This window comes from Nostoc sp. UIC 10630 (assembly GCF_010747425.1).
Taxonomy (GTDB): Bacteria; Cyanobacteriota; Cyanobacteriia; order Cyanobacteriales; family Nostocaceae; genus Nostoc.
The window spans coordinates 1-19,716 of record NZ_JAAGOG010000108.1 but is presented as its reverse complement, the minus strand read 5'-3'; the positions used below and the strand labels follow the sequence as shown (position 1 = coordinate 19,716).

The following is a 19,716-nucleotide window of genomic DNA, read 5'->3' as shown; positions in this document are numbered from 1 at the left end:
ATAGCGATCGCTTTGCACTAATGCTTAAATTTTTTCATCTCTCAACATCCCTCTCAAGTATGAAAATAACTCATAACTCTAGGTAGTAGCGCCAGTAATAGAGGATAACTAATATATATAAAGCTGATTTCATATTCACTCTAGTTTTATCTTCCACACCCATTCTCGGTTGCGCGTACTGAAGACATACTGCTTTCTCTAAGTCATTTTTATAGCCTCAATTAAGCGTTCCTTAGCACAGCGACAGATATGAAAGCAGATCAATTCCTGAAAAACTATGCCGCAGGTGTCAGAGACTTTACTGGTGTTAACTTAAGCGAGGCAAACTTAAGGGAAGCCAATCTCAGTGATGTAATTTTAGATAGAGCTATTTTAGATGGAGCTAATCTGAGTCATGCTAATTTAGCCCAGTCCAGTTTGATTGAAGCAGACTTAAATGGAGCTGATTTGACTAATGCTAACCTCAGTGGTAGCAACTTAAGCGGAGCTATTTTGGATGGAGCTATCTTGGATGGAGCAGCAATGGAAGGAGCTAATTTGAGTCAAGCTGATTTGACGGTTGCTAAGTTGATTGAAACTAACTTGAGTGAGGCGGATTTGCAGGAAGCAAGCTTGATAGCGGCGAATCTAGATGGAGCGGATTTGAGTGGTGCAGACTTAACTGTAGCCGACTTATCCCAGGCAAATCTCACCCAAGCAGATTTGAACCAGACAAATTTAAGCGGAGCAAATTTGTCTGGAGCCAATGTAGAAGGAACCATTCTAGATGAGAATGCTTAAATCTAATTTTTTTAACATGGCTTATGATGTGAAAACTAACTAGCAAAGTAAACAATGGGCTTAAGCCCATTGTCTAAAAGCGAGCAAATGTCCGCTATAGTTTATTTCTATTGTCTTGACTGGTGTAGCATCACTGACTTTTAATGAAAAATTATCCAACCACAATTAACAAATTTGTATGTGCGTAGGCATCGCACATTTAAGATAAACTAAATCCAGCTTCAGGCTGGATAATAGCTAGAGACAGTTTTGAGATTGAATGTTTTCTTTATTTTTAACTTACCAAATCAACTAAGGCGTTCGATTGGAAGCGGACTATAGATGAAACTGAGCAACCGCGATAATTCTCAGAGGTGAATACCGATAGTGTGATATTAGCTTGACCCGGATCTAATATGCGTTTTACCTTGCAGGTTTGCATTTTGTTGTTGCAGTAAGCAATAATGCGATCGCCAGCCTTGACATCCAACGCTTGAATTTTCACTTAATATCAACCTCGCCCAAGATTTTGTTTAGCTAAAGAAAATATATTGTTATATTTTACTTGCTCAACAATTTAAATATTTATTTAAGTATAACACAAAAACTAAGGGCTTTAAATGCTATCAATTTAATCTTGATAATGTCAAGTTTATTTATCCTCAAAACTCTATTAAATGCTGGATTTTCAGAAAATAAGGATAAATATCGACCTTCTCGCAGCATCTGGTACAGTATGGCATAAGCAGGACTTACGCATTGAAAACCTGAAACTTTGTTTGCGTAGCGTGCGCTTCGCGCCTTTCCCTAAAAAAGCTTGATTTTTTATTATTTTTGTTCTCATATTCTGTATGGGAACGAGCAAAACCTCAATTAGTAAGACTTGGGTTGAAAATTCAGATAGTGGTAAACCTCCACTTTGCTCTAAATTTTTGCGAGTAATATTTTTTCTTTCTATGTTTTTGTTACAATTATTGAAATTTTTACCTAAAAGTAGCACTATGGCTTTATATGCTGAATTACATAGACATCTGGGCGGTTCCGTCGTACCGCGAGTTCTATGGCGATATTTCGAGCGACATTCTTCGGAGTTGATTTCCCGCTTTGCTGACTATTCACAATTTGAAGATTTTTACACCCGTCCACGCAACAGCTTAGATGAGTATCTAGAATTACACACCTTGGTAGAAAGTGTGCAAACAGTTGAGACTTTGCCTTACTTTATCTATCGCTTGGTGCGGGGTGCTTACATCTTTGAAAATTTGGCTTATCTGGAACTGCGCTACACTCCTTATTTGCGGACACCTGAACATCTGAATCAATCACAGAGAATTGACAAGATGGCAGAAATTGTGAAAGTAGTAGGACTTGCAAGCCACCAGCCAGAACATCCGATTGTTACTAGCCAAATTCTCTGTATGCACACCCGCCTACCTTATGAGGTGAACAAGGCGATTGTTGATTTGGCGGCACAAAACAAGCAGTATGTCTGTGCAGTCGATGTCGCAGGGGGTGATAGCTATTATGCCGATCGCTTAGAAGAATGGATTAGCTTATATGATTATGCGCGATCGCTAGACGTTAAAACCACGGGACATCTATATGAAACCACGGCCGGTTGTTACCCCGAACTGTTACCCTATCTCATGCGAATCGGTCACGGTATTCAAATCCCTCTACTGTATCCAGAGTTACTTAATGATGTAGCTAGACGCGGACAGTGTTTAGAGGTTTGCCCCACAACTTACCTAAAAACTGGTACTTTGCAGGATATACGTCAACTCAAATTAGTTTTTGACCGTTGTTTTGATGCTGGCGTAGATATTGCTATCTGTACTGATAATGCTGGGTTGCACAATGTGCGTCTACCGTTTGAGTATGAAAATCTCTTAACTTACGACATTATCAGTTTTAAACAACTACAAGCTTGTCAGGATGCCGCTTTCCGTCATGCTTTCGCTTGGCCTTACAGTGAACGTCCTGCATCTTTGTTGAACGATTTGCTCAAACCTGAACCACCTAAAGTTTTGGCAACAAGAGATAGTAATTAAAGATCACCTAAAGATAAGCAAAAAGTCAGGTGATTTAATGTTAATTAATGTTGCAATCACTGGTTTTTATTATGATGCTATAGAGAAAGCTGTAATGCACAATAGATATCTTGCAAAAACAATGTTTTAGAAAAAAACCACAAATGTTCACAGATAATTCATCGGTGTTTATTTGTGGTTAATTTTTCGCTAATTCTGATTTTTGCTAGAAGTCTAATGTGCAGTACAAAAAACCAGCAATGATGAAATAAATAGACTTAGATTAGTATGCCTGGGTTAAGTTTAAGCGCCAACACCTTCTGTAGCACCGCCGATTGAAATCCAAGCTGCAAGACCACCTTTGATTTCTGCTACCTCAGCAAACCCTTGTCCTCTGAGAATTTGTGCAGCCTGGGTTGTATGTTCGTCACTGTCGCCATAGATATAAATATGGCGTTCTTTATGTAGAGCAGATTTGGCTTTAGATACCAAATCGTTTAATGGGATGGGTATTGCTCCACTGATCCGACCGTGATTGTAGGTGTGGCGATCGCGCACATCAACAATTGTAAAACCTGGTTGACCCCATTGCAAACGGGTCTTTAAATCATGGACATCAGCAACTAAATTATTACTCATAAGCTTTTCCTGCTTATAACCTCACAAGCAATTTATCAAAAATCGCCTTTTAATTGAGTTTTCAGTGTAATAAGTTAATAATTTGCAACTAGCTAGTTGAAAATAATCTCTCATCTCTCCCTACTTCTCTTACCCCCAGAAGCTATAAACTATAATTTATGGCATCTACTATTCAAGCTCTACCAACAGAAGTCGTATATCTTATTACAGCTGGTGAGGTAATCGACTCTTTAGCCTCTGTGGTGCGGGAATTGGTAGAAAATTCCCTAGACGCAGGTGCAACGCGAATTGTGGTTTCTTTATGGCCACAGCAATGGCGAATTCGTGTTGCAGATAATGGTTGTGGAATGAACCTAGATGATTTGCAACAAGCAGCCACAGCCCACAGCACCAGTAAAATTCGCTCTAGTGACGATTTATGGAAAATTAACAGTTTAGGGTTTCGTGGTGAGGCGTTACATAGCTTAACAACTCTGGCAGATTTAGAAATTTTGAGTCGTCCTGTGGGTGGAAAATTAGGATGGCGAATTGGTTATGGCGATGGTGGGAAAGTTGTGCAAGTTGAAGTAACTGCGATCGCACCTGGTACAGTGGTGACAGTTTCTCATCTTTTCGGTAATTGCTCATCTCGTCGTCAGGGATTACCCACAACAGCACAGCAAATGAAAGCTGTACAAGCCACAATTCACCAAATCGCCCTGTGTCATCCCCACGTCACCTGGCAGATTTGGCAAAATGACCGTCAATGGTTCACCATTTGTCCTGCTGCCACAACTGGACAACTACTACCGCAGATTTTACCGCAAGTGCGACAAGGTGACTTGCAAGAAGTCAAACTCAAAATACCTAACCCATTAAACTCCCATACAGAAGACGCGATTCATCGCGTCTCTACTCCAGACTCTTGTACAGACGCGATGAATCGCGTCTCTCCCCACTCAGCACTAAATTTAGTGGTAGGATTACCCGATCGCTGTCATCGTCATCGTCCAGATTGGGTACGTGTAGCCATTAACGGACGGATGGTTAAGACACCGGAACTAGAGCAAACGATATTATCAGCATTTCACAGAACATTACCGCGCGATCGCTATCCAATTTGTTTCTTACATCTTGCCATTTCTCCCGATCAAATTAACTGGAATCGCAATCCAGCAAAAACAGAAATTTATCTCAACGAAATCATTTATTGGCAAGAACAAATTACCCAAGCAATTAACCAAGCGCTCAGTATCTCTTCTCCCAATCTCAAAGAAGCTGTTCACACAACACGAGTTAGTAAATTACTCAAAGCCGCAGAAGCCAAAGGCGGCTATAATTTCAATCCCCAGAATCCCAAGGAAGATTGCAAAAATCCTAATTCCTTGAAGGCTGTCGCTCAAGTTAGCAACACCTATATTGTGGCGGAACATCCAGGTGGTATGTGGTTAGTAGAACAGCACATTGCCCATGAGCGAGTTTTGTATGAGCAATTGTGTGATGATTGGCAACTTGTCCCCGTTGAACCAGCAATCATTCTTTATCAATTGTCATCAGCGCAAGTATCGCAACTGCAACGCATCGGTTTAGACATAGAACCCTTTGGCGAGCAACTTTGGGCAGTTCGAAACATACCTGCACCTTTGCGACAGCGAGACGACTGTGCAGAAGCAATTTTAGAGCTTAGTTGGGGAGGTGATTTACAAACAGCGCAAGTAGCTGTCGCCTGTCGCAGTGCCATTCGTAATGGTATACCGATGAATCAACAAGAAATGCAGACACTTTTAGATAATTGGCAACGCACTCGCAACCCTCGCACCTGTCCCCACGGACGGCCAATTTATTTATCTTTAGAAGAATCAGCTTTAGCCCGGTTTTTCCGGCGGAATTGGGTAATTGGAAAAAGTCATGGAATTTAATTTTAAATTTAACACAAGCGCATGAAATTTTAATTAACTGTACATTAACTTAACTATTAATAATCTGTTCCACCCCAACAGAAATATCTGGAAATGCTAGCGGTTGAATTGTTCCCGCAGTCAATGTCAATTTTGTTGCGTACTCACCAGCTTCATCACTACAATAAGCATGGGGTTCTCCTTCCGGCGATATTTCGACAATTTCCCCCTTAAGTAGTTCAACTTTGCGATCGCTCAAAATGCCAGCATCAATCATTCGGTGATACTCTTCAATCGTCCATTTAGCAACAATAAAAGTCATGAGGATTGATTCCTCCCAATAATTCTTGATATTTTACCATCTTAAATGGACTTCAAAGGAAGGCGTTAGCGCCTCTGTATCCTTGTAGTCAAGATTGAAGCTTTACTTAATTGGCAAAAAATTACAATTTAATTTTTATAAAAGCTATTAATTGTTATTGAAGTTTAATACTTATACCTTCGGGTAGAAGGAAAACACTATTGTAATTTCTAAGCTAGTGGTTAAGTTTTTTGATGGATGAAATTATGCTGAACATTATTGCTTGGATCATTCTGGGTTTAATTGCTGGAGCTATAGCAAAAGCCATTTATCCTGGTCGTCAAGGTGGTGGAATTGCTTCAACTATGGTTTTAGGTATCGTAGGTGCTGTGATCGGAGGAATTTTAGTTACTCTTTTAGAGACAGGAAGATTTCAATTAACTGCTGCAACCCTTAGTATACCAGGTGTAATTGTTGCTGTAATTGGCGCAATAATTGCCATCTTTCTCTGGAACCTATTAGCTAATCGTGCCAGTTATTAGTTGAATTAAATCTCTAGAAAAATCGTGGTTAAAAGCAATTTCTTAGGAATTTACCCTTTCAGATTTTACGCAAATACAAAAACTCCACTTCCTCAAGGTTAGTGGAGTAATTAATGTTAAGATATCAGTAATGAATCATGGTTAGTGTTGCTGCACTGCAAAAACTAAATTATTCTAAAGCTTTCTTAAGTTCATCTTTAATGTTTTCTACAGTGTGACCAACTTGGGCTTCAGCTTGCTTTGCTTGTCCTTCAGCTTTATCTTGTGGATTTCCAGTTATTTCACCCACAACCTCTTGGATTTTTCCTTCAATATTCTTTACGGTAGCTTCTACTCTTTTTTCGGTACTCATGGTTTTTATGTCTAGCTTGTAGTTGATTCAGCTATTACATAAACTAACAATAGTGTATTATTTTTGACTTCCATCAACCGATAGAATAATTCGATCGGTTATGTATCTTAAGATAGATACGGTGAGCTACAGGAGTAAGCAGGTAAAAATCCGAAGTCACAGAAATTTGCACTGTTCACATCCCCGACTTCTCAAACAAGTCGGGGATTTAACTTTTCGCAAAGTATTTAGGACTGCTATATACATCTTCGTAGAAAATTAGAGCAGTCAAAGTAAATTTTCAATAAAAGGGCAGAAAAGGAGTGGCAACAAAACGTCAAAAAGATGTATTGAGGAGTGAGATTAATGACATTATTCGGGGTGCTTGCGGAGGTTTTTTATTTGGCATCCCTTTACTGTACACAATGGAGGTTTGGTGGATTGGATCGCTGGCAAAACCACAACTGATGATGATGGCGATCGCATTGATGTTTATCGTGGTGTACTTGCTCAATCAGACAGAAGGCTTTCGGAAACGCAGATATAACTGGCTATCTCCTCAAGCTGCAATGGATACCGTAGAAGCGATCGCGATCGGACTAGCTTGCTCTGCCTTTGTGCTGCTACTATTGCGAGAATTGACACTAGAAACTTCCCTAAAAGAATCTTTAGGTAAAATCATCTTTGAAAGTGTACCATTTGCTCTTGGTGTAGCATTAGCCAACCAGTTGTTGGGAGATAGTAGAAACAGCAATGGAGAAGGACAAAAAGCCGACAGCAAAAGCAGCAACCAAAAAGATGAGTTAAACGCCACCTTTGCCGATGTGGGCGGAACACTAATTGGTGCAACCATAATTGCATTTAACATCGCTCCAACAGATGAAATTACTATGCTTGCAGCCGCAGCCTCGCCACCTTGGGAGTTAGCAATGATAACCACATCTTTACTAATTTCTTATGGCATTGTATTTCAAGCAGGCTTTTCTGACCAGCAAAAGCGAAGAGAGCAAAAGGGAATTTTCCAACGACCATCGAGCGAAACTATTATGTCTTACCTAGTATCACTCCTAGCAAGCGCTTTTATGCTGTGGTTCTTTCAAAAGTTAACTTTTAGCGACCCTTGGACAATGTGGTTAGATCACACCTTGATGCTGGGCTTACCTGCAACTATTGGCGGTGCAGCTGGCAGGTTAGCAATATGACCCAAACAGAACAACCACCAAAGCGCTCAATAGCTGAGTGGATAACATTCAGCGTCGCCTCATTTATCCTAGCAATCATTGTGAGTTTAGTAGGTTATACTTGGCTGAACGAAAAGAATCAACCTCCCATTCTTTCTGTTACTAAAAAAGAAACAATTCGGGAAATTGATGGCCAATTTTATGTTCCCTTTGAAGTTGTAAATAGTGGAGGAGATACAGCTGAGTCAGTTCAGATTATGGCTGAGTTAATGATTGACGGCAAAGTTACAGAAACAGGAGAGCAACAGATTGACTTTTTATCTAGTGGGGAAAGTGAAGAAGGCGCATTTGTATTCACCCAAAACCCGCGTCAAGGTCAATTAAATCTGCGTGTTGGTAGTTATAAATTGCCATAGAGAAGATAATATCCCCGACTTCTTGGAGAAGTCAGGGATATAAGGCTTGCAATTCTTACAAGTCAAATAGAATTGCTATATGACTCATACTTTAATTTTTGAAAAAACTCCGTACAACTCAAAAAACCTTTTTTCGAGTTACCTATTGCGCTTGCGTTGCGCTTATCTGCGAGACGCTTCTCTACGAAAGGCTTGTCTGCGACACGCTCCGCAAACGTCAACGCTCATCCCATAAGTAATTTTATAAATCAAATATGATTCCCATATATAGGACTCATATCTGATTTTTGAATAAGATTTCAGATAAAACCCTTAAAAAACAGGTTTTTCAGTTTGAGTATGTTTTCAGAAATCAAATCCGAGTCCTATATAGGATTCATATTTAATTTTTGAAAAAACCCCGTAACCTTCTTTCCTATTGTCTATTGCCTGCCCACCCTACGCGAACAAAAATCAAAGCGGATTCATATAATTACTAACACGGACTAGTTTAAGCTTTAACCTTAGCTTTTGACCAAACGCCGTTTTCATCTTCATCATATTGCTGATGAACAGACTCCCAAGCAGCTTGTTCGGCTGTGAACTCGTCATTTTTCTCATTGAAGACAGTGTTATAGCGATCAATGAATGTGCGTTGAGCTTCATCAGAAAGATGAGCGCGAACTTCAGGAGACAAGTCATCTGGACTATTGCACTGTCCAGGACAAGGGCGAGCAAAGGTTTTTTCGATAGTGTTAATTTCTTCGCCACCAGCACTTTCGAGTAGCAATTGAAATTCGCCAGTGCGATCGCTCGGAACTTCTGCCATTAGTAAGAATTCGCCAGCTTGTAAGCGGGTTTGGTAGATAGCCGCTTTATCTTCTGGCATCCCCAAAGTAGTTAGAACCGACACAAGACCGGCACCTGCACTACCTGCGATCGCTCCACTAGCAGCACCCAACAACACTGCACCAATAGGCCCTGCTGCCACAATTGGGCCGACAAAGGGAATAAATAGTACGCCTACACCCGTAAGCAAGCTGAGAAAGGAACCAAATAAGGAACCAAAAACTGCTCCTGTTCTCAAACCTCCCAGAATCACATCCTTTTTACTAATAAAGCCTGCAATTCTAGTTTCTGACTGAAAGTTTCTACCCATGACCGAAATATGATCTCTAGGTACACCCCTGTCTAGTAAACGTCGAATCACATCATCAATTTGCTTCTGTTCTTTAAATACAGCAGAGATAGTACGTTCTGCTTTATATACTTCTGGCACTTCAATACTCCTTGTATTATGTTGTTTTTACAATGAATATGTTGAATAGGTAGATGCAGGGAGATTAATTCTTTTACAGCGATTAGAAGGAAGATTAATTCCTCCTTCTAATTGGTTTCACAAACACCCATTTTTAACTCAGACGTTATGAGCTACACACCTACAGGAGTCTTAGCCCCTTCTGCTGGCTGTCTACCATCTGGCCCCAGTGCTTCGCCTTCAATAAATGAACGCAGCATCCAAGCCATTTCCTCATGTTCTTCCATAAGTCCAGTCAGAAAGTCAGCAGTTCCTTGATCGTGGAACTCATCACCAGACTGGTCTACATGGTCTCTTAAGTTACGAATAACCTGTTCGTGGTCTTCTACTAGATTAGCTACCATTCCTGTTGCTGTGGGAACATTACCAGCATGTTCCTTGAGGCTAGCAATCTTAAGAAATCCTTCCATTGTGCCAACTGGATAACCACCTAAAGCACGAACTCGCTCTGCCAAAGCATCAATATTTAGAGTCAGCTTTTCGTAGTGTTCTTCCCAAAGCTGGTGCAAAGAGCGGAACTGAGGGCCAACGACATCCCAGTGATACTTTTTGGTTTTCACCAACAGTAGATAGGCATCTGCCAAATCTTTATTTAACAGATTAATTACACCTTGACGCTGTTCTTCTGTTAACCCAATATTTATCGCACGCATTATTTTTCCATCCCTAAGCAAACTTGTTTACTAACTTCTCAAATTTCATATACATTCCACATCAACCAAAGGAAACATTATGAGCTTAGATAAGTTACTAAATTGATAATTGCGCCTATGTCTTAATAGGTAGTATTTAGCTAATAGTCAGCCAATAGTCTAGTAATTAGCGATTTGAAGCTCCAAACATAAGAATACTAAACACAATAGTTAATTCAAAATATCTAAACTCAGTTTTCCAACAATGTTCACGCGAATATAGCTTTATACTTAATTTAATGTGCCAGCCAGCTTAACATTAATAATGAGTAATGGGTCACTGCTTTTACGCAATCACCCATTACTACCCAAAAATTACCAGAACTATTAATTTAGTTACTTGCCTGTAACTTTCTCCAACACATTCTTAATATTTTCTTCCACAGTGGTTGCAGATTGTGAATTTTCAGGACGCTTTTGCTTGTCAATATCAGCAGCACCTTGAACCTCATTAAGTCCTTCGTTTGACTCCTTTTGAACTTTTCTCAATCCTTGTGGTGGTTCTTTAGCAGCTTCATCAGTTTTGCGCTGAATGTCAAGCAGTTGTGTAGTGCCTTCGGTAGGATTACTTTGATAGCTATCGATTGCAAAAGCAGGAAAAGCACTAGATAACAGTAGTAAGGCGCAAGTAAAGCCTACAATTAGAAAACGTACTGGACTTAAGATAGATAAAACAGAAGCAATAATCTTCATTTGAAATCCTCGATAACAGCTTTAACAACGCAGAACTTTCACGGATAAAGCAGAGCTTATACTTTTATTTGGCAAATTGAGCAATAATAAAAATAGCAGGCTACACTTTAATCTGAAAGTTCTTGTCAAAGGAACCTGATAAAGAAATGAAGAAATTATCTTTGTATTTCTGCATCGAAATTAGTAAGGGATAATAAGCAAATACCACCTTAATTCTGTAGCAAAATTTTTACATTTGATATTGACATTCTTTTCTCAAGGTTCCTTATTTCTACTTGTACTTTGAAAATGCTAAAGCCTGCATCAATCTCTAGAATGAACTTTTCTATATCTGTGGTTACAATAAAAATCAGTCTCTAGATATATCGACTTAATATAGTTGTCGCAGATTAATGACTCTGGGATTTGTGTTCAGTTAGCTCAACTTTATCCAATTAAAGCATTTTCACAAATATGCATATTAAATGATATTTGTAAAGCCTAAATTTGTATAAATATCCCCTTTTTTAAAGGGGAAAACAAATCTTTTCTTTAAACTTGATAAGTCTGCCTTATTACCTCTTCTATTGAACTTACACGATTGAACATTTCTATTAATTCATGGGATCTTGTTTTTCGCTTCGCCAGCAGTACTTTTAAGGGCATTAAATAATGAACATCTGGGTCATTTTCCAAGGCAACTTCAGCTGCTTGCAAGACTTTTGTCGCATTCTCAAAAATATCCTCGTTGTCAAAACCTTCTTTTGCTGAAATTTGATGTAATACTGCATCGGGTACAGTTTCTCTACCTAGTAAGGTGTTATCTAGTACCAAACCTTTCAATAAAGCTAGCAAAGACGCGTAGATTAAAAAATCATCACAACTATCACAAGCTTTAAATTCAATGCGTCCTACTTCAGCCGGAATGCGGGCGATTTTTGTTAGCGAAGGTATACTATTAATCAGTTCTTCTTCTTTCTGAACAAAAACTAGGGCTGCTGGTCTTTTTCCGGTTCTGATAAACGTTCGTACCGACAACCCATCCCATAAACCTCCGTTATAAAAAGGGGAGCTATAACTAAAAGGGACAATATAGGGACTATAATAAGTTAACTTTCTACCGATATCAATCACACTTTCAGTAGACAAATCCGCCACTGAAATATTTAAATCTGGTCCATAAGACACCATGTGAATATTAGCAGTTTGTTCGTCAGGATAAGCCTCTAGCTGTTTGATTTCATAATCATTTAATGGAGGTTGAGGTTCAAAAGCTGGATTGTAGGGATTAAAACTGACCAAAACTGGTGATAAGTCAAAGTTAGCAGCAACTTCACGTAGTAAGTGAAAACTTTCTGATAATTCTGTAATAGCGCCTTGAATATCAGAATGTATAGTTGTTCTAATTTCAATACCTTTAACATGACAGTCTATCACTTCATCGGAATCTGCAAATCTTTCAAATCCCTCAATGTACCATCTCTTCATCTTAATACCCGCATCACCTACGCGCAGTTGAGGATAATCGCTGGGATATGTAGGTAACTTTTCAATAATTTGATTAAAATCAGCAAATTTTGTGTGGGAAAAATCAGCAAATTTACCTTCTTTATTTAGGAATGCGACTTCATGCTCAATGCCAAAGAAAAACATTATCTATACCTTTATTGCTTATAGTTAACCTAATCTGACTAATAGATAGATATTTCCAAAAATTAAATATGCTTTCTCTAGAACCCTTGTAGAGACGTAGCACGAATATTTGAGATACTCCAATCAATTTTACTTTAACTATAAAAATTCTCAATAATATGATAAATGAATTTTACCCTAAGATCGGCTTTTGCGATTTGAAAACCTCTCTGATTTATTTTTCTGTGTTGCCCTGACTATCTTCTCAGTCGCCGATTAGGGTAGCTTAGTAGTGACTGAGGAAAGCTTGAGACGTGAGTTTATGACAAGTACCGTTCAATCCCCCTATAGCAGCGAACAGATTGCCGCTTGGTTGCGTGGGCTGCTCACCATTGCTTGGGCAGATGGTAATTTTGATGCCCAAGAACAGGAATTAATAGCCAACATCACCAAAGATGAATTAGCTCCTAAGATAAAATGGGACTCGCTAGAGGTAATTACGCCAGAAGAATTAGCCGCAGTGTTGGGTAAAGGTACACCCGCCGCAGAAAATTTCTTAAGGACAGCAGTGATGGTAGCGATCGCAGATGGTACTTATTCTCCCAGTGAAGATGAGGTTCTGCATCAGTTCTGTCAAGCCTTAGAACAGCCAGAGGAGTTACTAGAAGCCCTTCGCCATACCCTAGAATACCCACAGCAATTTACCCCTGCGATCGCCAGCCCTGGACTTACAAAGCGTCAAATTGATGCACTACACCCCCTGCGTGACTGGCTGGATGGGCTAGATATTCAAGACCCAAGAGTAGCCCGCTTTTTGTGTAAAATGATTCCCTCCCAGTGTCCCTTTGAGCGGGATGTCACCTTATTTGGACGCAAGATTGTCCACATCCCCCCGATGTGTAAAATTAACCCCTTGTATGAGCAACTGGTGGGCTTACGTTTCCGCGCCCTCTCTTATCTAGCAGATAAATGTGGTGAAGATGTTTCACCATATATTTAGTTAGAGTTAGGAGTGAGGAGTAAGGAGTTATAATTTGTAACTCCTCACTCTTCACTTCTCATTATTATTTAAGTATGCAATTTATCGATCAAGCAAAAATTGAAGTTGAAGCTGGTAAGGGCGGCGATGGTATTGTCGCCTTCCGGCGAGAGAAATACGTGCCGACTGGTGGCCCCTCTGGTGGTAATGGAGGGCGAGGCGGTTCGATATTTTTCGTAGCCGACGAAAACCTACAAACCTTGCTGGACTTCAGATATAATCATCGCTTTCAGGCAGAAAAAGGAACTCGTGGTGGGCCAAATAACTGCACCGGAGCAGGAGGAAAGGATTTAATTATCGAAGTTCCCTGCGGTACAACTATTTATGATGCTGAAACTGGCGAACTGCTGGGAGATTTAACTGAGCCTCAGCAGACTTTACTGATTGCCCAAGGTGGTAAAGGCGGACTGGGAAATCAGCATTTCTTGAGTAACCGTAATCGCGCCCCAGAATACGCCCTCCCAGGATTACCGGGGGAAATAAAGCAGCTGCGTCTGGAGTTGAAACTTTTGGCAGAAGTGGGGATTATTGGCTTACCAAATGCTGGAAAATCCACTTTAATTTCATCTTTATCAGCAGCACGTCCTAAAATTGCTGATTATCCCTTTACTACTTTGATCCCAAATTTGGGTGTAGTGCGAAAACCGACTGGCGATGGTACTGTTTTCGCCGATATTCCTGGACTAATTGCGGGAGCATCTCATGGGGCTGGATTGGGGCATGATTTCTTGCGTCATATTGAGCGCACGCGAGTGCTACTTCACTTGATTGATGCCACTAGTGATGATGTGATTAGGGATTACAACACAATTAAAGAAGAATTACAAGCTTATGGACAGGGTTTAGCAGAACGTCCACAAATTTTGGCGCTGAATAAAATTGATGCCGTAGATCGGGAAACTGTCGATTTGGAGGCTTTAGCTACCCAACTTAATCATCTCTGCTACGCCCCGGTTTTTATAATTTCAGCAGTTACTCGCACCGGCTTAGAGCCGATGTTACAAGAAATCTGGGGAATTCTCGACCAAATGAAGGTTCCTGAAGAAGTGGAGGCATTGAGATAATTTGTAATTCGTAATTACTACTTCATTGGCAAGAAAGAGCAAATATAGATGATTGGAAAAACCACATCTGTCGTAGGGGCAATTCATGAATTGCCCCTACAGCGAGGCTCTATTCTCATCAAAGAATGATTAATAAAAACCTCGAACGACGTATTGACGTTGATACACAACATAATTGTTTTGCAACCTTTGTAAATCTAATCGTAATAAAAGCTATTAAAATTACGAATTATGAATTACGAATTATATGCTCAAGGCTTAACTTCTGAAGGGGTTAAAGTAGCATATTGTTCAGAAGAAAGCGTCGCTTCTTTAACATTGATTTTCTTAGTGATAAATTTCTGCTCATAGAATAAGTCAGCAATTTTCTGCTGTCCTGACAAAACTTCTTCACTAAGGGGTCTTAATGTATAAAGCCTACGTTTCGATACCAGTTCTAGTGTTGGAACATCAATTTTCGCTTCAGGTGAAATCAGTTCAGCTACTTGACGTGGGTTAGCTTCAGCCCATTTGCCAATGTTATTGACTTCTTCTAATATGACTTTAACTACATCAGGATTATCTTTGACGAAACTACGCGAGCCCAACCAGTAACCTCCTTGGGTAGTAATCCCTTTACCATCTCGGATAATCCGAATCCGAGCAGTTTTCTGAAATAGAGCAAGGTGGGGGTCGCCAATTACAGCTGCATCAACGCTCTTACGCTCAAATGCAGCACGAGTTTCTAATGGTGTGAGATTAATGTGTTTAATATCGCTGAGTTTCAGCCCTGCTTCTTGCAAAACCTTCAAAACGAAATACTGCTGTGCAGTAGCTCTTTGAAAGGCCAATCCTTTACCTTTGAGGTCAGCTATTGTCTTGATTGGAGAATCTTTATCGACTACAACAGCAGTTCCCTCACCAGTTCCAGGTTTGCTACTAGCAACATAAACAAAAGGAACACCCGACGCTTGAGCAAAGATGGGGGGAGTTTCACCGACAAAGCCGAAATCTACACTTCCTACATTCATCGCTTCCAAAAGTTGCGGGCCAGCAGCAAATTTTGACCATTCGACTTTCATACCCAGTGGAATTAAACGTTTCTCTAACAATCCTTTAATTTTGAGTAAGTCTCCAGCTGTCATATAGCCCATGTGTAAGACTTTTGTCTTAGTGCTATTAGAGCTATTGGAGGCGTTAGCGGTTTGCTCTGGTGTATTTGGTGCTTTACAACTGACTAAAGTCGTGGATAAACTGAATACTCCACCTACTAAGAATAATAGAGAGTAATTGAACAGCTTTAAGTAAGATTTGCGCGATATTTCTACCATAATGTATTAGTAAATATTTAATGTTTTCGTCTTTTCGCTACTGAATTTATACTGTTTGCACTACTGGCAATTAGCTAAAAATTTCATTTAAATTTTTAGCTGATAAATTTAATTAAGCAGTTTTACCAATGGCATGTAATCTTAAACTACTAAAAATCGGTCGGTTTTTAGTAGTTTATTGTTTGTACGGATGCTATCATAGACTTCTGCAAGAATCAAGCAGTAAATAAAGCCATCATTCCATAGAAACGACTTTTGGACTTTTAGCAAAAAAGAGGATGATTTACTGATAGAGGTGCCTTTTATTACAGAGATAGTTGTCACCTACTGGTATTGTAATATGCAACAATTTTATACTGAATTATGCTAAATACACTTACAGGCGAAAAACCGACAGCCTCATGCACAACGATATTTGCTGGATTAGGTAATATCATGTCCGGCTAATTAGTTGTCATTGCAAACGAAGTGTTCATGGAGCATCTCGTAGAGAAGCAATCTTCGAACTCTTGCAATTGCTGTGTTCCAATCACAATGGCATATCCTAAGTGATTAGGAGGACATGATATAAAGCGATCGCAGACTATAACTATAAACTAGCTTCATCTATACTCTGATCCGAGATACGGCATTCCTCGGTGAAATTGGAAGCCCACACTGTACTTTGTAATCCAAGTCAGTGCGGCTAGTTCACGTAAAAATTGAGACAAAAGCTTAAAGGCTTTGCTTACTGGTAAAAAAACGGAGTTAAACTAGAATTGCAGGGTAACAATCAGAGGAAAATTATGATGAGCGATCGCGACTATACATTAATCATTGATAAAAGCGGTAGTATGTCCACACCCGACCAAGTGGGCGGTAGAAGTAGATGGGAGATTGCCCAAGAGTCTACACTCGCTTTGGCAAGAAAGGCCGAACAGTTTGATCCCGATGGCATCACCGTTTACTTGTTTTCCGGTAAATTTAAACGCTACGATGATGTCACCTCAGCCAAAGTCGCACAGATATTTCTCGAAAATGACCCTGCTGGGACGACAAACTTAGCAGGTGTGCTTCAGGACGCAATCAATAATTACTTTCAACGCAAAGCAGCCGGTAAAAGCAAGCCAAATGGAGAGACAATTTTAGTCATCACCGATGGTGAACCAGACGATCGCAAAGCTGTATTTGAAGTTATCATTCATGCTACTCGCCAGATGGAGCGTGATGAAGAATTAGGAATTTCGATCATTCAAGTAGGTTCAGATGCCCAAGCAACTAAGTTCCTTAAAGCTTTGGATGACCAGTTACAAAGTGTCGGCGCTAAATTTGATATTTGCGACACGGTTACTTTAGACGACTTAGAAGAAATGAGTCTTGTAGATGTATTGACTAACGCAATAACTGACTGATTAGTTTAAAGTTTTCTATTAAATAATTGGGAAAATTATAAATGCTAGAAAATCGTGATTACACCTTAATTATTGATAAAAGCGGCAGCATGGCAACCCAAGATCAAAAGGGTGGCAGAAGTAGATGGTTTGCAGCGCAGGAATCTACTTTGGCTTTAGCTAGCAAGTGTGAGCAATTTGACCCAGATGGTATCACTATTTATTTATTTTCTGGTAAATTCAAGCGATACGAAAACGTGACATCCAGTCTAGTAGGGCAAATTTTCCGAGAAAATGATCCCTCTGGTACAACTGACTTGGCAGGTGTGTTGAAACATGCAACTGACGATTACTTACAACGCAAAGCAGCCGGTCAAACAAAGCCAAATGGTGAAACAATTTTAGTGGTTACTGATGGTGAACCAGACGATCGCAAAGCAGTTATGAAGGTAATTATTGAAGCTTCTCGCCGCATCGATCGAGATGAAGAATTAGCCATTTCCTTCATTCAAGTGGGCGCAGATCCACAAGCTACTCGCTTTCTGAAAGTCTTAGATGATGAACTTCAAAGTGCTGGTGCTAAGTTTGATATCTGTGACACCATTACTATGGAAGATATGGAAGATATGAGTCTATCAGAAGTGTTGCTCAATGCCATTAATGACTAAATATATCATTTATAGGAATTGCAAAAATGGATTCCATTGATAAGCTATTAGCCGAACTCCAAACTGAATATAAAGAAGTACAACCACAACAGCAACAGTCAAAATCAACCACAGCCAAATCCTTTATTCCATCATCGCCAAAGTCGGCATCTTTTATGGATAACATTTTGGCAGAGGTTAAGGCTAATTTTGCAGAAGAGGATGCTGCTATTGAGTTACAAAAACAACAAGAACTAGAAAAGGAGCGAATTCGCCAAGAACAACTCAAAGCCAAACAATTAGAGGGCTTGAAAATACAGGCAAAAGAATGGTTAGCCAAAGTAGATCCACTTTCGTCGGAAGGACTTTGGTTTGAAAGGTTTGCTGAAAGTTACCCCTCAAAATTAGAGGCAGCGATTGAATATTTAAGAAGCAATGAATAAACATCTTCAAAAAAGAATGTAGAGACGTAAAATATTGCGTCTCTATTCATTTCTAGGCATGTCTAAAAAAACAATTCAAGATTCAAAAATAATCTCCTATCTCAAATTTAAAATGAGCAATTATTATTTATTAACCATGCTCAATATTGATGGTGATTTGTTCGATTTGAGTGTTGAACAGCCCATTCATGCATAGCATAGAGAATTGGTTGCAAAGTTTCTCCTAAATGCGTTAGCGAATATTCTACCTTTGGTGGAATTTGGGGATAAACTTCTCGATGGATAATGCCGTCTTGCTCCATTTCTCTAAGTTGCTGAGTCAACATCTTTTGCGTAACTCCGGGTAAAGCTCGTTGTAACTCACCAAACCTTTTTACGCCAGTCATTAATTCTCTAATAATCAAAACTTTCCAGCGTCCGCCAATTACCTTTAGGGTAGTTTCTACTTCACAAGTCAGCCTGAGATTGTTTTCTGCTTCAGCTTTCATAGTCAGTTTTTAAGAAGTACCTTACTTAGGTTTGCTGGGTAGTACCGCTAGTTAAAAGTATGGGTACATCTACAACACTCCACAAAATTTAACTGCTCTCTTTGATAGACTAAATTTTTTTAACATTAGATACTCAATGATAACTATAATTACGTAGCTATCAACTCAGAATCAATTTCCGACGGCGCACTATCTTGGACTAGCGATCGTGTTTCGCCATTACGCTGGAGGATACCGCCAACCATTGCTATCAAGGCGTTTACCTTGCGGGTTCGCCACATATCTACAAGTTTTTCCACTTTGGCGGCAGGCATCCGTCGCATCATCGCTTCGTAGAGATAAGCAGCATGTCCAGTTTCATCTTGGGCAATACTTAGCATTCCTAACTTCAAGTTACGACCGGTTGGCTCGTTATCAGGTAATACTTTTGCCATTCGCGCAAAGTCTTTACTAGCATCTAACTCAAGAATATATGTGCTAGCCATAAACACATCCCACTCAATGACAGCAGGTTTAAGTTGTTCTTGGGTGTAGCCTTCAAAGAATGCTGCAAAAAACGGACTACGTTGCTGTTGTGATTTGTTTGTGGTTGTAGTTTGGGGTTGACGCTTAAAATCTATAACTTGTTTATTCATCTGCTGTAAGGCGTGGGCAAAAACTTTACCATGCCTAGTCTCATCTGATGCGTGTTTTGCTAGTTTTTCGGCTAACCATGTATCGCCTTCGGCTGCGGCGCGATCGCTAAGTGCAGATAAAAACGGCACAGAACCAGATTCAGCAAAATAAAACCCCGCAAGGATATTAGGACGGGTTTTAGAATCACGAATTTGAGCAGCAGAGTAATAGGCAAAAGCACCTGAACCAGCTAAATGCAGAATGTTAGTTAAGAAGTTCATCAGAAATTGCCACTGATAATTGGGAGGTTACAATTCTTATACTAATGTGCATTTTCTATTCGGGTGGGGCAGGAGGCAGGGGGCAGGAGG

Annotated in this window: 22 protein-coding genes; 11 read left to right on the top strand and 11 right to left on the bottom strand. The window is 39.8% G+C overall.

Features of this window, described 5'->3' with window-relative positions; all coding sequences use genetic code 11:
* The first annotated feature begins 249 nt into the window (after nt 1-249).
* Nucleotides 250-780, top strand: a complete 531-nt coding sequence (locus G1O98_RS22680) for a pentapeptide repeat-containing protein (protein ID WP_163932130.1) — start codon at nt 250-252, stop codon at nt 778-780.
* A gap of 274 nt (nt 781-1,054) precedes the next feature.
* Here G1O98_RS22680 and G1O98_RS22675 read toward each other — a convergent pair whose 3' ends face one another.
* On the bottom strand, nt 1,055-1,264 hold the full coding sequence (locus G1O98_RS22675) for a hypothetical protein (RefSeq protein WP_041565457.1): 210 nt from the start codon (nt 1,262-1,264) through the stop codon (nt 1,055-1,057).
* A gap of 496 nt (nt 1,265-1,760) precedes the next feature.
* Here G1O98_RS22675 and G1O98_RS22670 point away from each other — a divergent pair, with 496 nt between their 5' ends.
* Nucleotides 1,761-2,810, top strand: coding sequence for an adenosine deaminase (locus G1O98_RS22670; protein ID WP_163932127.1), 1,050 nt, complete (start codon nt 1,761-1,763; stop codon nt 2,808-2,810).
* Nucleotides 2,811-3,092: 282 nt separating this feature from the next.
* Here the strand turns inward: G1O98_RS22670 and G1O98_RS22665 are convergent, their stop codons facing one another.
* Nucleotides 3,093-3,428 carry a rhodanese-like domain-containing protein gene (locus tag G1O98_RS22665; protein ID WP_163932124.1) on the bottom strand — a complete coding sequence of 112 codons (336 nt, stop codon included), beginning with the start codon at nt 3,426-3,428 and terminating at the stop codon, nt 3,093-3,095.
* A gap of 158 nt (nt 3,429-3,586) precedes the next feature.
* Between G1O98_RS22665 and mutL the strand changes: the two genes are divergently transcribed.
* Nucleotides 3,587-5,326 (top strand): DNA mismatch repair endonuclease MutL, encoded by a 1,740-nt coding sequence (mutL, locus tag G1O98_RS22660; protein WP_163932122.1) that lies wholly within the window; start codon nt 3,587-3,589, stop codon nt 5,324-5,326.
* Nucleotides 5,327-5,375: 49 nt separating this feature from the next.
* Here mutL and G1O98_RS22655 read toward each other — a convergent pair whose 3' ends face one another.
* Nucleotides 5,376-5,627 (bottom strand): hypothetical protein, encoded by a 252-nt coding sequence (locus G1O98_RS22655; protein ID WP_163932118.1) that lies wholly within the window; start codon nt 5,625-5,627, stop codon nt 5,376-5,378.
* 248 nt (nt 5,628-5,875) lie between these two features.
* Between G1O98_RS22655 and G1O98_RS22650 the strand changes: the two genes are divergently transcribed.
* A complete protein-coding gene (locus G1O98_RS22650; RefSeq protein ID WP_163932145.1) occupies nt 5,876-6,148 on the top strand; it encodes a GlsB/YeaQ/YmgE family stress response membrane protein in 273 nt (90 codons plus the stop codon).
* A 169-nt stretch (nt 6,149-6,317) separates the two neighbouring features.
* Here the strand turns inward: G1O98_RS22650 and G1O98_RS22645 are convergent, their stop codons facing one another.
* Nucleotides 6,318-6,500 (bottom strand): CsbD family protein, encoded by a 183-nt coding sequence (locus tag G1O98_RS22645; RefSeq protein ID WP_012409675.1) that lies wholly within the window; start codon nt 6,498-6,500, stop codon nt 6,318-6,320.
* A gap of 302 nt (nt 6,501-6,802) precedes the next feature.
* On the opposite strand from G1O98_RS22645, the gene G1O98_RS22640 reads away from it, so the two are divergent.
* Together G1O98_RS22640 and G1O98_RS22635 are read left to right on the top strand one after the other, a co-directional pair.
* Nucleotides 6,803-7,681: a TIGR02587 family membrane protein gene (locus G1O98_RS22640; protein ID WP_163932115.1), complete on the top strand. Its 879-nt coding sequence runs from the start codon at nt 6,803-6,805 to the stop codon at nt 7,679-7,681.
* Nucleotides 7,678-8,076 (top strand): TIGR02588 family protein, encoded by a 399-nt coding sequence (locus G1O98_RS22635; RefSeq protein WP_163932112.1) that lies wholly within the window; start codon nt 7,678-7,680, stop codon nt 8,074-8,076. The genes G1O98_RS22640 and G1O98_RS22635 overlap by 4 nt, the downstream gene beginning before the upstream one ends.
* Before the next feature lie 490 nt (nt 8,077-8,566).
* On the opposite strand, the gene G1O98_RS22630 is transcribed toward G1O98_RS22635, so the two are convergent.
* The 4 genes from G1O98_RS22630 to G1O98_RS22615 form a co-directional block, all read right to left on the bottom strand.
* Nucleotides 8,567-9,334, bottom strand: coding sequence for a ChaB family protein (locus G1O98_RS22630; protein WP_163932110.1), 768 nt, complete (start codon nt 9,332-9,334; stop codon nt 8,567-8,569).
* A 152-nt stretch (nt 9,335-9,486) separates the two neighbouring features.
* A complete protein-coding gene (locus G1O98_RS22625; RefSeq protein WP_012409679.1) occupies nt 9,487-10,026 on the bottom strand; it encodes a Dps family protein in 540 nt (179 codons plus the stop codon).
* 375 nt (nt 10,027-10,401) lie between these two features.
* A complete protein-coding gene (locus G1O98_RS22620) occupies nt 10,402-10,758 on the bottom strand; it encodes a hypothetical protein (RefSeq protein ID WP_163932108.1) in 357 nt (118 codons plus the stop codon).
* Between the two features lie 531 nt (nt 10,759-11,289).
* Nucleotides 11,290-12,390, bottom strand: coding sequence for a glutamate--cysteine ligase (locus tag G1O98_RS22615; RefSeq protein WP_175586816.1), 1,101 nt, complete (start codon nt 12,388-12,390; stop codon nt 11,290-11,292).
* 301 nt (nt 12,391-12,691) lie between these two features.
* Here G1O98_RS22615 and G1O98_RS22610 point away from each other — a divergent pair, with 301 nt between their 5' ends.
* Together G1O98_RS22610 and obgE are read left to right on the top strand one after the other, a co-directional pair.
* Complete coding sequence (locus G1O98_RS22610; RefSeq protein WP_163932107.1) at nt 12,692-13,369, top strand: Mo-dependent nitrogenase C-terminal domain-containing protein; 678 nt, start codon at nt 12,692-12,694, stop codon at nt 13,367-13,369.
* 74 nt (nt 13,370-13,443) lie between these two features.
* Nucleotides 13,444-14,472, top strand: coding sequence for a GTPase ObgE (gene obgE, locus G1O98_RS22605; protein ID WP_163932105.1), 1,029 nt, complete (start codon nt 13,444-13,446; stop codon nt 14,470-14,472).
* A gap of 251 nt (nt 14,473-14,723) precedes the next feature.
* Here obgE and G1O98_RS22600 read toward each other — a convergent pair whose 3' ends face one another.
* Nucleotides 14,724-15,782 (bottom strand): aliphatic sulfonate ABC transporter substrate-binding protein, encoded by a 1,059-nt coding sequence (locus tag G1O98_RS22600; protein WP_163932103.1) that lies wholly within the window; start codon nt 15,780-15,782, stop codon nt 14,724-14,726.
* Nucleotides 15,783-16,567: 785 nt separating this feature from the next.
* Here G1O98_RS22600 and G1O98_RS22595 point away from each other — a divergent pair.
* From G1O98_RS22595 to G1O98_RS22585, 3 genes are read left to right on the top strand one after another with little or no spacing between them, the layout of a single operon-like run.
* Nucleotides 16,568-17,173 carry a VWA domain-containing protein gene (locus G1O98_RS22595; protein WP_163932101.1) on the top strand — a complete coding sequence of 202 codons (606 nt, stop codon included), beginning with the start codon at nt 16,568-16,570 and terminating at the stop codon, nt 17,171-17,173.
* 41 nt (nt 17,174-17,214) lie between these two features.
* Nucleotides 17,215-17,820 carry a VWA domain-containing protein gene (locus tag G1O98_RS22590; RefSeq protein ID WP_163932099.1) on the top strand — a complete coding sequence of 202 codons (606 nt, stop codon included), beginning with the start codon at nt 17,215-17,217 and terminating at the stop codon, nt 17,818-17,820.
* Between the two features lie 26 nt (nt 17,821-17,846).
* On the top strand, nt 17,847-18,242 hold the full coding sequence (locus tag G1O98_RS22585) for a hypothetical protein (RefSeq protein WP_163932098.1): 396 nt from the start codon (nt 17,847-17,849) through the stop codon (nt 18,240-18,242).
* Nucleotides 18,243-18,382: 140 nt separating this feature from the next.
* On the opposite strand, the gene G1O98_RS22580 is transcribed toward G1O98_RS22585, so the two are convergent.
* Nucleotides 18,383-18,730 carry a helix-turn-helix domain-containing protein gene (locus tag G1O98_RS22580; RefSeq protein WP_012409687.1) on the bottom strand — a complete coding sequence of 116 codons (348 nt, stop codon included), beginning with the start codon at nt 18,728-18,730 and terminating at the stop codon, nt 18,383-18,385.
* A 149-nt stretch (nt 18,731-18,879) separates the two neighbouring features.
* Entirely contained in the window at nt 18,880-19,626 is a 747-nt protein-coding gene (locus tag G1O98_RS22575; RefSeq protein ID WP_163932096.1) for a ferritin-like domain-containing protein, read from the bottom strand.
* Nucleotides 19,627-19,716 lie beyond the last annotated feature (90 nt).